This window comes from Mycoplasmopsis pullorum, assembly GCF_001900245.1.
GTDB lineage: Bacteria > Bacillota_I > Bacilli_A > Mycoplasmatales > Metamycoplasmataceae > Mycoplasmopsis > Mycoplasmopsis pullorum.
This window is the reverse complement of record NZ_CP017813.1, coordinates 223,206-235,780: the sequence shown is the minus strand read 5'-3', so window position 1 is coordinate 235,780 and position 12,575 is coordinate 223,206. Positions and strand designations below refer to the sequence as shown.

Sequence of the window (12,575 nt, the reverse complement as noted above, 5' to 3'; positions counted from 1 at the left end):
GTGCTTTTCGTCAATTTATAAAATAAAAAACATATCCATTTCTGAATATGTTTTAATTATTTTTTCTTAATTATTTTTGATTCCGTACCACTTAGGAGTCTTTTAATATTACTACGGTGTGAGTATACGACTAAAGCCGATGACAGTGACATGACTATCCCAGGGACAAATCAGTGGTTGGTAGGATTATTTAAAAATCCTAATGGTCCCTCGATAAATCAGGGAATAAAACAGAAAGGGACAATTAAGATTGCAGTTGCAATACTTGCGAGTGAAACGTATTTTTTTCAAAAAATTAAACCAAAGAAGAAAAATGCAGCAATTGGATATAGTGCAACATTAATTGATAAAAAGAGTCCCACCGAGCAGGCAACTCCTTTACCACCTTTGAGTCCGAAAAAGAGAGGATACATATGTCCGATTACACACGCTAAACCGGCCAATGTTGGGACAACGCTGCCAATAAAAGGAGCTTTAATTGTGTACACAATTGCATAACGTACAATTAAAACAACTAAATAAGTTTTTAAAATATCAATGATCAAAACAATAAAAGCAAATTTTTTACCGTAAGTACGTAAAGAATTAGTCGCTCCTGCATTTTTAGAATTATGATTTCGAATATCATCATTTTTATAACGATTAGACATTATGATACTGGTGTTAACAGAACCTACTAAATAACCGAAAATTATAATTGCAAAATTGACTAAAAATCCATATAAAATATTCATAAATACATTTTACTAAAAATTTTTATAATGTTGCTTTACGTTTATAATTTTGTTATGGATAAAATCGTAGATTTAGAAAAAGCAAAAATTTTAGCTGAAAACATCATTGAAGCTCAAAAAGAAGTTTCATTTTTAAAGAGTCAATTAAAAGAATTGTTTAAAGATACCAATGTCGAAGTTGTGGAATACTTGAGCAACGGTGGAACACTAATGTATACCGAGGTTCAACCAAAACCAAAATTTGATTATCAAAATTATGCCGGTTATTTATACAATTTAGTCAAACGTGGTGAAACTTTAAGCGAACAAGAACTAGATAAATTAATTGCTCAATTTACTATCGAACGCGAACCAAAATGAAGTTTGAAAGTTAAAAAATAATTTTACAGCTAATGTATAATTTGAACTTAAAATCAACTAATAAAATGACGAATAATACTTTAAATTAGTACTATTCGTCATTTTTATAGCCAAATTTAATATAAATTCTTTGTGTTTTGAGATTCAAGTTTTGAATCAAAAATCAAGTTTGATATTCACAATGATGTAACCGTTGACGAAATTACAACAATTATCACTATTGCGAAACGCAAATAAATATTTAGCGGATAAGTAATTAAAATGGTAAAAAACGAATAGACTAGTGGTAAAGCAGGAATTGGTTTTTTATCACTAATTCAATTAAGCTTTAAAAACACAAATCATAGTATTGTAGTCACAAGTAATCAAATCGTCAAAGAAACAACTAATCACTTATAACTTAATATTGCAGATTGTCCCAGACCAAGTAATCAAAGAGCAATCGCTGGGGCAACACAAAAAATAATTATAAAAATTACATTAATTATTGATTTATTTTTATTATTCATAATTCATTCTTAATTTTGTTAATAATAATATAAATTCGTCAATTGAAACAGTTTCTGTTGCTTGTTCACCATATTTACGGTATGAAATTGTACGATTATTTTGTTCATTATCTCCTAAAATTAGGATAAATTTACTTTTACTCATTTGAGCTTCACGCATTTTTTTACTAATTCTTTCTTCACGGTCATCCAATTTACTTCTGAAGTTTAAATTGAATAACATATCATTAATTTCTTTTGCGTATTCTAAATTAGTTTTTTCATTAACTGGTAAAACAGTAATTTGTTTTGGGGCTAATCAGAATGGTAAATTACCTTTAGTTTGTTCTAATAATGTCGCGACAAATCTTTCATATGTTCCGATTAAACCACGGTGTAACATAACAGGTCTTTCTTCTTCATTATCTTTATTTGTGAAAGTAATATCAAAACGTTCAGGTAATAAGAAGTCTAATTGTAAAGTTGAAACTGTGACTTCGTGTCCTAAAGAGGTGTAAATTTGAATGTCCATTTTAGGTCCATAGAATGCAGCTTCACCAATTTTTTCTTCATATTCCACGTTTAATTCGTTTAAAACATCTCTTAATTGAGCTTCGGCACTGTTTCACATTTCATCATTGTCATAGTATTTTTCTTTATCTTCTTTATCACGTAAACTAAGTGAAATGTAGCTAATTTTAATTTTAAAAATCTCTAAAGTTTCTTTAATTAATTGATACATTAATTTAAATTCATCTTTAATTTGATCTTTTCTTAAGAATAAGTGTCCCTCTGTTAATAACATTGCACGAACACGTTCAAGACCAGTAAGAGCACCAGATTTTTCATAACGATAAAGTTGTGATTGTTCACTATATCTAATTGGTAGATCACGGTAACTTCTTTTTTCCATGTTGTAACAAATAATGTGATGTGGACAAGTCATTGGACGTGGAATTAAGCGTTCTTTTTCAACTAATAAAGGTTTGAACATATCATCTTTATAGTGTTCTAAGTGTCCCGAGATTTTATAAAGTGTTTCTTCCCCCAAAATGCGGTGTTAAAACCTCTGTAAATCCGTATTTACGGTCCATTTTTAACACTAAGTTACGAATTTCATTGTGAATGTACATACCATCCTCAAGTCAAATCGGAAAACCTTGACCAGATAATTGGTTAAACGCGAACAATTTCATTTCTTTTCCGATTTTACGGTGATCACGTTCTTTACGATCTTTTAAAATTTCTAAATATTCATTTAATTCATCCGCAGTTTCTCAACTAGTACCATAGATACGTGTTAATTGAATATTGTCTGAATTACCTCTTCAGTATGCACCAGCTAAGTTTAACAATTTAAAATGTTTAATTTTTTTAGTATCTTCAACGTGTCCACCTGCACATAAATCCACAAAAACTTCTTCATTGTTTAATGGATCTACAAGAGCATAAAATGTAATTTCAGCTCCTTTTGCTTTTAATTCATCATATAACTCTTTTTTATAAGGTTTATTTTCAAATGAATAATGTGATTCATCGACACTTTTCATAACTAAATTACGTGATGCGAGTTTTTTCATCATTTTTTCAATTTTGTTTAATTCTGTATCACTTAAAGGTGTTTCGAATTCAAAATCATAATAAAAACCTTCATCAGTCGCAGGACCAAAACCTAGTTTTACATTTGGATATAACTTCTCAACAGCAGCTCCTAAAAGGTGACTTGTTGTATGATTTAATAATTTATTTGCTTTCATTTTTAAGTTTCCTTTTTTTATTATTTAAACCCCATATTACGCATTAATCTATCAAGTATGTCTTTTGCAACTTCTTGAGCTTTAATTGCACCTTCTTTTGAGACTTGCTCAATTTGAGTTAATGCTTCATTATATTTGGTCTGAATTTTAATCAATTCTTCTTTAACTACAGTTGCAACTTCATGTTTAAAATCTTTATAGTTAGCAGAAGCAAAAATTCTTTCAGCTTCTTCTAAAGAAATATCTTTAATTGCAGCATAAATGGTTAATAAATTTAATACACCTGGCTTTTCATCAGAAATGTAAACCTTATTTTCTGAATCAGTCACAGATTTCATAATTTTTTTGTATGCACTTTCAGGATCTTCAAGTAAGTAAATTGTCCCTTTTTGTGAAAGTTCACTTTTAGACATTTTTACTTCTGGATTACTTAAAGATTTGATTTTTGCACCTACTTGTGGCAATACCGCTTTTGGTATTTTGAAGTCAAAATTATATTTTTTATTCATTCTTGCTGCTATAGTCCGAGTTAATTCTAAATGTTGAATTTGATCTTCCCCAACAGGGACGCAGTCCACATTATAAAGTAAAATGTCCCCAGCCATCAGTGTGGGATACATTAACAATCCAGTAGGAATTTTTTCAGTACCATTAGCTTGTTTAATCGCTTTTTGTGCTTTGTCTTTGAACTGAGTCATACGTTCAAGTTCACCAAGTGCAGTCTCGTTACTTAATAATCATTGCATCATTCCATGTTCTAAAACGTCAGATTGATAAAAAATTGTGGTAACTTTTGGGTCTAGTCCACAAGCTAAATAAATTGCAACAATTTCTTTACGACGTTTTAATAATTCTTCTGGTTTATTGTCCCCAGTGGTCAACGCGTGTAAATCAGCAACAAAAACATATGTTTCGTACTCACGCTGCATTTTGATGAAATTTTTAATAGCACCTAGGTAATTTCCTAGTGTTAAATCCCCAGTCGGTTTAATTCCGCTTATTAATCTTTTTTTCATATTATCCTTCTTTAAAACTAAATCAAGATTTAATTAAAAATATTTTAATATTTTTTATATTAAAACTAACAAAAATAAAAATCCACTAAGGATTTTTATAATTTACTTGCTGCAGCTTCATCAATAATTAAAGTCACATCTGGATGTGTTTGTAAAAATGAAGCAGGTACATCAGGAGTAATCGGTCCCTTGATTGTGTTTAAAATTGCTTCTGCTTTTGAAATTCCTGAAGCTAATAAAATAATCTTTTTAGCTTCTAAAATTGTCCCAATCCCCATCGAGATGGCGGTTTTTGGTACATCGTTTTCATTGTCAAAGTAAATTTTATTTGAATTAATTGTACTTGCTGTTAATTCTACTTCTCTGGTACGATCATTGATTTGTGAACCAGGTTCGTTAAATGCGATGTGTGCATTTACACCAATCCCAAGAACCATTAAGTCAATTCCACCTTTTTCTTTAATTGTTTTTTCATAATCACTTGCGTTTTTTGCTAAATCACCATTTCCATCTGGAAAATTAATGTTTGCACGATTAATATCAATATAGTTAAATAAATTTTGGTCCATAAAATAATGGTATGAACATTTATTAGTAACATCTAGTCCAACATACTCGTCTAAATTAAATGAAGTCACATTTTTAAATGATACTTCATTTTTTTGGTACATTTTGATTAATTCTGAATACATTCCAACAGGTGTGCTTCCGGTAGCGAAACAAATGTTGATTTTATTTTTTTGGTTAATTTCGTTTGCAAAAATCTCTGCTCCGATTTTTGACATCTCATCATAATTTTTAACAACTTTTAAATTCATTATTGTATTTCCTTTCCATTGACATAAACATGTTCAATATTTAAATTTTGATCTAATAAAACAAAGTCTGCGTAATAATTTTCTTTAATATAACCGATCTGTTCAACTTTTGAAGCGACTGCAGGATTATATGAACACATTTGAACCGCTTCTTGAATTGTATATCCGATCTTAATTAAGTTTTTAAAGGAATCATAAAGTGAAATTCCGCTACCTGCAATTGTGTTTGTCCCAGCTAAGGTTATCGCAATCCCGTGTTTTTCAACCGGAATTCCACCTGATACACTTAAACCATCACTTCCATAAGCAGGCTTAATTGCATCCGAAATCATTACAACTTTATCAGTCCCTTTGTTTTGAATTGTAAATTTTACAGTTTCTGGATTAACGTGATAAAAATCACAAATTAATTCAGAAAAAACTTGATTATTCATTAATGCCGCTTGAGCAATACCTGGTCTTCTTGAGTCAACTCCAGACATAGCATTTCATAAGTGACAAGTATTAGTTGCACCTGATTTAAAAGCTTCATTGGCAACTTTAAATTCAGCATTTGAGTGTCCAATCGAAACTTCAACATTATTTTGAATTAAAAATTGAATGTTATCATGATCGATGCAAAGTGGATCGATTGAAATTTTTCTAAATTTACCATTTCCAGCTTCAATTAATTCTGTTAGATTTGCACGATTAGCATCTAAAAGCAATTTTGGATCGTGAGCACCTTTTTTTTCTAATTTTAAAAATGGACCTTCAATGTGAATACCTTGAATTTTGGCTCCTTGAACTTCTGTGCTCGAAATTGTTTGAAAGCTTTCAATAATTTTTGACCAAGTATTAGTCATCGCAGTTGGATAAAATGAGGTAACTCCTGTTTTTGCAAGAGCTAAAGAAATTTTCTGTACTGCTTCTGCACTATCCATGACATCATGTCCAACAAAACCGTGAATGTGAGTATCGAAAAAACCTGGAATTAAAATTTTTGTAGATTGATTATTTGACGGAATAATTTGTGCAATTTTTTTATCTTTAATCACCACATCTGCGCATTCGATGATGTTATCAAAATTAATTATTTTAACGTCCTTGATTGTCATATTTATAATTTTATAATGTTTTAAAAAAAATAAAAAAATATGAATTAAAAATTCATACTCTTTTTCGAAAAATTATGGTTGGAAATCGTTAATTCCTTTAAAGGTTTGTTCAACAGGATTATTAACATTTCAATAACCTGTGTTAATTCTGTGCTTAATACCTTTTTGTCTGATATTTTCTAAAATAGTTCAGATTCATGAACAAATGAAAATTGATGAGTAAGCACCAACCGCCATACCAAATAAAATAGTAATGTTAAATGAGAAATCAGTTGCATTTTTAAATAATAATAAGATGACAACCGAAATCATAGTTGTTAAAGTTGTATAAAAACTACGTTTAATAGTTGAATAAATCGCTTTGTTTGCAATTGTTTTAATATCATCACGTGATAAAACTTTTTGCGATGAATATTGATGAGTAATAATTTCTTTAATACGATCGAATGTAACAATTGTATCATTAATCGAGAAACCAACAATTGAAAGCATTGCAGCAACAATAATTGAAGAAACTTCTAATCTGGTTAAAACAATAAATGCAACAACTAAAATTAAATCATGTAGTAAACCAATAATTGCAGCAATTGAATAGGTTCATCTCATTCTTAAAAGTGTATATAAAATAATACCGATAAAACTTACCGAAACAGCAAGTAATGCATTTAAAACTAATTCATTAGCTTCACGACTTGAAACGGTATAACTAATTACACTTACATCACTAAATTGATTACGTATATCACTTTGAATTTGAGCAATTGTATCACTTAAATCTTGAGTTGTTTTAAATAAAACTGCGTAATTATTCGTTGCATTATCTGTTTTTTGAATTGTAATTAAATTCTCAATGTCACTAACATTTCATTTTTGAGCATTTGCAACTAAAAATTCTTTGATTTGTTCAGCTCTTATTTGTGAAATTAATGATTGAGTTTCAGTATTACCACTGATAATAACACTAACTCCACCTTTAAACTCGATTGAACGATTTAATCCATCAAAAATACTTGAACTTTGTAGTCCGATCGAAACAAAAACGATAACTCCAACAATAATTAAAATTAGCGATGATAAAGCGAATCATTTAGCGTGTTTTATATAGTTAAAGCGAATGTAGAATTTTTGTGAATTGTCACGTTTAATATTCTTTTTATGAACACCTGCAAGTAATCACAATCTATTTTGTAAAATTCCACTACCAACAATTAATGATGACATGAAACGAGTAAAGACTAGCATTACAAGTAAAGTGAAAATAATTGATAGCATTAAGGAAATACTAAATCCTTTAACGCTCTTTGTTCCGAAGTAAAATAGAGCAAAAGCAACAATAATAGTCGTGATATTGGCATCGATAATCGAACTTAAAGAAAAGCGGTTTGCATTCCGATATGCTTTCTTTATTGTATCACCGGCATAAATCTCGTTTTTGAGACGCTCAAAAGTAATAATATTTGCGTCGACTGAAATACCAATACCAATAATTAAAGCCGCAATTGTTGAAGGACTATATTCCCCTCTTAAAACTGTGAACATTAATAATGTTAAAAAGATGTATAAAGCAATTGAAATTGTACTTAGAGCACCAAGTAATCCATAATTTACAATCATGAAAATAGCAATTAAAACAAATACCACTAATCCCGCTAACATTGCTGATTGGAAAGCTGAATCATTTAATGATTGGTTAACATAAACACTTGAAAGTACAACCAAATCATAATCACTAAGTCCATAGTTAATATCGTTTGCAAGTTGTGTTGCTTCCGAAGGAGTGAAGCTACCACTAATTGAAACTGTTTTTGTGTTTAGCGGTTCCGAAACTCTTGCGACACTAATTAAATATTTTTTAGCATTAAATTCAGATTCTTTCAATGTATTTTGTAATACTTTAATTTGTCCATTTGAGTCAGTAGTATAAGTCATTGCTTCATTATTAACATGCATGAAGTTGTATAAATTATGTTTACTTTTTTCTCAATCATCTGGATATTTGGTTTTTGCAAGCTCTAAAGCTCCTTCAATATCACTTCAAATTAAAATGTAGTTTTGATTAGTCGAAGCTTTTGAAGAAATATATTCTGTCGCTTTAGTTCAAGCTGCTTGTGCATCAGAATCTTTTAATGTTAAGTTAACTGTATTTTGACCATTAACATTTCCACCATATTTTGCTCCGTTTTCTTGGAAAGGTGGAATTCATGAAGAAGGTGTACCAACTTCTAAACTTCCGTTTTCTTGGAATTGACCATTGTAGAATAATGGTTTAACATCAATGTCAGTAACAGTTAAGATTGGTTTACGTGCAATTTTTTCTTCAAAATCTTTTCTTTGTGTATCAGTTAAATTACCGCTTTTTGTAACACGAATTTTACCATCACCTTCACTTGAAACGTTAACGTTTGATAAACCACCTGCGTTGAGACGATCATACAATGAATCTGAAACTTTATTTGTTAGTTCTACATCAGCACTTTTGTTGTCCTTTTTAACCTGTACTAAAACCTCAATTCCTCCACCATATTCGATCGATTTATTAGGATTTTTTGACACGAAAAAAACGCTACCAAAAACAATTGCTAAAACTGTAGCAATTAATGTTATAGCTGATATTATTAATCTCTTTCAATTAGTTAAAGTCAACAAACTTTTAAGTTTATCTTTCATATAATATAAATGTTAACATAAAATACGTTTTTTTAAACGGTATTAGTAAGCTTAAAATTCTTAATCAGGTAATTAATTCCTAAAGATGTTATTCTCCGTCCTTTCGATGATTTTTCAATATATTTTTCTTGCAATAAAATTGATTCAATATCTTCGATTAATTGATCTTTACTTGTAGATAAAATTGCAGTGATAGTTTGCAATGAAACTCATTTTTCATTAAAATTTTCTCTTAACAGATTCAAATATTCCAAGTGTTCACGTGTTAGACCGTGTTGGTACAACTCAATAAACTTAAATGTTTTATTTACAACTTCTTTGCTAATTAAGTTTTTATTCATTTTTGCACTAAAATCATCACATCGCTTGAGTAAATGATTTGCAATTCTCGGTGTCGAACGTGAAAATTCAGCAATCAACTTAATTGCTTCTTCATCAATTTCAATGCTCAACTTGCGAGCTGAAATAGTGATGATTTTACAAATTTCATCAAATGAATATTGTTGAAAAAAACTAATTAAACCAAAACGTTCTTTGAGCGGTTTAGATAATGAGTGAATTTTAGTAGTTGCACCAATTAAAGTAAACTTTTTAAGTTTCATTTTAATAATTTTTTGATTACCATCAACACCAAAGGTCATATTAAAAGTAAAATATTCCATCGCACTATATAAACTTTCTTCTATTGTCTTGTTTAAAGAATGAATTTCATCAATAAAAATAATGTCATTTTCATTTACATTAGTTAAAAGTGCGATTAAATCAGATTTTTTCTCTAAAATACCTGCTTGAATTTGGTGAACCTTAACATTTAACTGATTCGCAATGATATTTGCTAAAGTTGTTTTTCCCAGTCCCGGTGGACCATAAAATAATAAATGGTCTAAAGATTGATTTTTACGCTCAGCATTATCAATCATTGCTTTTATGGTCGTAATTAAGCGATTTTGTCCAATAAAATCACTAAATGTTTTAGGCTGAATATCTTTTTGCATGCATTTCTCTTGTGATTAATTCAATGCTTTTTTCAATTAAATTTTCTGGTGATGTATAAGATTCAATCTTGATTAAAGCGTCTGAGATTGCTTTATCCTTAAAACCTAAACGTTTAAGCGAAAAGAACACTTCATCATAAATCTCTTTATCAATCGAAGCTTTATCCGTATTTTTGTTGTCCACAACATTATTTCCTTGTGCGGTTAGTATGTTCTTAGTTTTTAAGATTTTTTCTCATTTACTACCTAAATTAGCGACAATGATTCGAGCATTTTTCTCCTGTACATAAGAAGCAGAAGTTAAAAATTCTAAATCATCCTGAGCGATGGCGATCGCAGTCTCCTTTCAACCTTTATCCAGCAAATTAAATGCAATTCTAACTCCAATACCACTCAGGGAAATCAAATCAACAAATAAAGCTCGTTCTAAGTATTCTCGAAATCCAAAAGTCTGTTTGACATAATCATTCATCACATCGAAAACATACAATTTCAACTTTTGATTGATCTCTAAACGTTCATGATCTGGAACTTGGATACTATAACCAATTCCTTGTGATTCAAAAACTACATTTGCACCATTCTTATATAAAATTTCACCTAGTCTATATAAAATCATTTTTTTCTCCTCATTAATATAAAGCGAAAAAATGTTAAAAAAATAAAAAAAATACATTTTTTTCAAAATGTATTTTCGGTCATTTCTGAAATGGAGCGAGTGAAGGGAATCGAACCCTCACAGTCAGCTTGGAAGGCTGAAGTTCTACCATTAAACTACACTCGCGTGTCTTGCAAATCAATTATAACACAGAAATAAATTTTTAAAAAATAATTTTTATTTTTTTATTTCTAATTTGGTTTGCAAGAATATTATAGAGTAATTAATAAAAATACAAAATATTTTTGTAAATATTGCTAAAAATTATTATTCGTTAAAGTTTATTTTTATGAAAGCGTTCATTCCTGAATACAATCCTGCAGCAGCCTCTTTAGGATTTATCTCTAAATTTAAAAAAGGAGCTAAACCAAGTTCTAGTTCTAATTTCACTTTTTGTCCGTCATCAGTCTTTAATCATTTAACATTTTTAACAAAAAGTCAATATTTGTAAATTTGTTGACCTGAGAAAAGCGGAACCTTTAAAATTACTGAATTTTCTAAATTATTAATATTAAGAATATCGCTCAATTTTATTGGCGAGACAATTGCTGTTCATTCTTTTTCTTCTGGAGTATTGTTTTCATTTTCAGAAGAGCTTGAATTTGATTCATTTGTAGTATTTTCACCTGTAGTTTCTGATTCTGAATTAGAATTAGACTCTGTAGATGCTGTAACTTCTGAGTTAGAATTTGTGTTGTTTGAGTTTTCTGCATTATCTGCATTTGGAATCACTGGTAAGTTTAAATCATCTCTTGAGACTAATTTATCTCCAAAGACAGAATTTAATTTATTTGACTCATTTAAAGTATAAATAGTAAATAAATTAGAAATGTTTGAATATCCAGTTCCATCTGCAGGGAAATTAAATTTTAAATCTGAAACTATATCGTGATGAGCATAGTCTGAATAAACTACTCCGTTTTGACTATTAACCAAAATGAAGAAACGCATAAAATTAAGTACAAATTTTGGTAAGCTTTCATCACTTTGATTTGAAAATTTCTCCACAAATTCATCAAAAGAGAGTTTTTTAATATTTGAAGATAATTCTTTTAAAGAATCTGTTCCTGAAATTGAATCATAATAATCTAATTGTTTTGCAAATTCAGATCTTGAAACAAAATCACTTTCTTTATTAAGAGAAACAAAAATCTCTGTTTCTCTTTTAAGTTTAGAAACCTCTTCAAAGATAGTAAAATCGATTTCAGATTCAACTATTCTAATAAGTTGAGGAACTACATTGAAAATCGGATTGTTTGCATATGCTAATATAGTATCTAATATTTCTAATTTATTATGATCTTGTGAAGATTCTGCTTTCGCTTTATCGTCATTTACATTTTTTTGTGTTTCTAAAATTTTTGGTTCAATTTCTTTTTCTAAAGATTCTAAATTCGCATTATTTCTTTCAATTTGTTGTTCAATTTGTTCTTTATTTGGTTTTTCAGCATTTGAACTTGGTTTTTCACCTTCATCAGGTACATTTGTTAAAGAAGCAAGTTTTTTCTCTAATTCTGCGTTTTCAGCTTTAATTTTTTCTTTAACTTTCGCTATTACATTATTTAATATTTCATTTCAAAACTTATTAAATCTATCAAAAAGATCAATTACATCTAATTCTTTAAATATTTTACTGTTTCTTATAATTAAATCAATTTGATTTCGGTCTCAATCTTGTAATTTTGCAAATAAAGGATCATATTTATCTTCAACTTTTTCTTCAATATTTACCATTTTAATTTCAAATTGGTCTTTATTGTTTAAATCGATTTTTGAAATAACTTCTCTTAATTGTTCAAGTGATGTCACTTTAAATTCTTTAAGTGTTTCTACAACAGGTTCTTTTGGTTTATCTGCTTCTTTATCCTTAGGTGTTTCTGTATTAGTCTTTGTACAAGCTGCAGAAAAAATTGCAAATGAGCTTGAACTAATCAATCCTGCACTTAATAAAAATCTTTTTAATATTTTATTCATTTGTCCTTCTT

At 29.1% G+C, this 12,575-nt stretch carries 10 protein-coding genes, 1 tRNA gene and 1 pseudogene; 1 reads left to right on the top strand and 11 read right to left on the bottom strand.

The window, feature by feature from the left end; all coding sequences use genetic code 4:
• Window positions 1-56 precede the first annotated feature (56 nt).
• Entirely contained in the window at window positions 57-734 is a 678-nt protein-coding gene (gene plsY, locus BLA55_RS00870; RefSeq protein ID WP_073372240.1) for a glycerol-3-phosphate 1-O-acyltransferase PlsY, read from the bottom strand.
• A gap of 54 nt (window positions 735-788) precedes the next feature.
• On the opposite strand from plsY, the gene BLA55_RS00865 reads away from it, so the two are divergent.
• The gene (locus BLA55_RS00865) at window positions 789-1,115 is read left to right on the top strand and encodes a hypothetical protein (RefSeq protein ID WP_073372759.1); all 327 of its coding nucleotides are present in this window, start codon (window positions 789-791) and stop codon (window positions 1,113-1,115) included.
• Window positions 1,116-1,210: 95 nt separating this feature from the next.
• Here the strand turns inward: BLA55_RS00865 and BLA55_RS00860 are convergent, their stop codons facing one another.
• The 10 genes and pseudogenes from BLA55_RS00860 to BLA55_RS00815 all read right to left on the bottom strand — a co-directional run bounded on the left by BLA55_RS00860 (window position 1,211) and on the right by BLA55_RS00815 (window position 12,564).
• Window positions 1,211-1,603 carry an MAG3450 family membrane protein gene (locus BLA55_RS00860; RefSeq protein WP_073372239.1) on the bottom strand — a complete coding sequence of 131 codons (393 nt, stop codon included), beginning with the start codon at window positions 1,601-1,603 and terminating at the stop codon, window positions 1,211-1,213.
• Window positions 1,596-3,339: pseudogene (gene thrS / locus BLA55_RS04560) on the bottom strand (threonine--tRNA ligase). The gene BLA55_RS00860 and the pseudogene thrS overlap by 8 nt, the downstream one beginning before the upstream one ends.
• A gap of 20 nt (window positions 3,340-3,359) precedes the next feature.
• Complete coding sequence (gene trpS / locus BLA55_RS00850; protein ID WP_073372238.1) at window positions 3,360-4,355, bottom strand: tryptophan--tRNA ligase; 996 nt, start codon at window positions 4,353-4,355, stop codon at window positions 3,360-3,362.
• Between the two features lie 95 nt (window positions 4,356-4,450).
• Window positions 4,451-5,173 carry a glucosamine-6-phosphate deaminase gene (nagB, locus tag BLA55_RS00845; RefSeq protein ID WP_073372237.1) on the bottom strand — a complete coding sequence of 241 codons (723 nt, stop codon included), beginning with the start codon at window positions 5,171-5,173 and terminating at the stop codon, window positions 4,451-4,453.
• Window positions 5,173-6,270 carry an N-acetylglucosamine-6-phosphate deacetylase gene (gene nagA, locus BLA55_RS00840; protein ID WP_073372236.1) on the bottom strand — a complete coding sequence of 366 codons (1,098 nt, stop codon included), beginning with the start codon at window positions 6,268-6,270 and terminating at the stop codon, window positions 5,173-5,175. The genes nagB and nagA overlap by 1 nt, the downstream gene beginning before the upstream one ends.
• Window positions 6,271-6,342: 72 nt before the next feature.
• A complete protein-coding gene (gene secDF / locus BLA55_RS00835; protein ID WP_073372235.1) occupies window positions 6,343-8,937 on the bottom strand; it encodes a protein translocase subunit SecDF in 2,595 nt (864 codons plus the stop codon).
• Window positions 8,938-8,969: 32 nt separating this feature from the next.
• Window positions 8,970-9,932 carry a Holliday junction branch migration DNA helicase RuvB gene (gene ruvB, locus BLA55_RS00830; RefSeq protein ID WP_073372234.1) on the bottom strand — a complete coding sequence of 321 codons (963 nt, stop codon included), beginning with the start codon at window positions 9,930-9,932 and terminating at the stop codon, window positions 8,970-8,972.
• The gene (gene ruvA / locus BLA55_RS00825) at window positions 9,910-10,551 is read right to left on the bottom strand and encodes a Holliday junction branch migration protein RuvA (protein ID WP_073372233.1); all 642 of its coding nucleotides are present in this window, start codon (window positions 10,549-10,551) and stop codon (window positions 9,910-9,912) included. Before ruvA ends, ruvB begins: the two co-directional genes overlap by 23 nt.
• Window positions 10,552-10,642: 91 nt before the next feature.
• A tRNA-Gly gene (locus BLA55_RS00820) sits at window positions 10,643-10,716 on the bottom strand.
• 141 nt (window positions 10,717-10,857) lie between these two features.
• Window positions 10,858-12,564 carry a V-type ATP synthase subunit I gene (locus BLA55_RS00815; protein ID WP_073372232.1) on the bottom strand — a complete coding sequence of 569 codons (1,707 nt, stop codon included), beginning with the start codon at window positions 12,562-12,564 and terminating at the stop codon, window positions 10,858-10,860.
• Window positions 12,565-12,575: the final 11 nt, after the last annotated feature.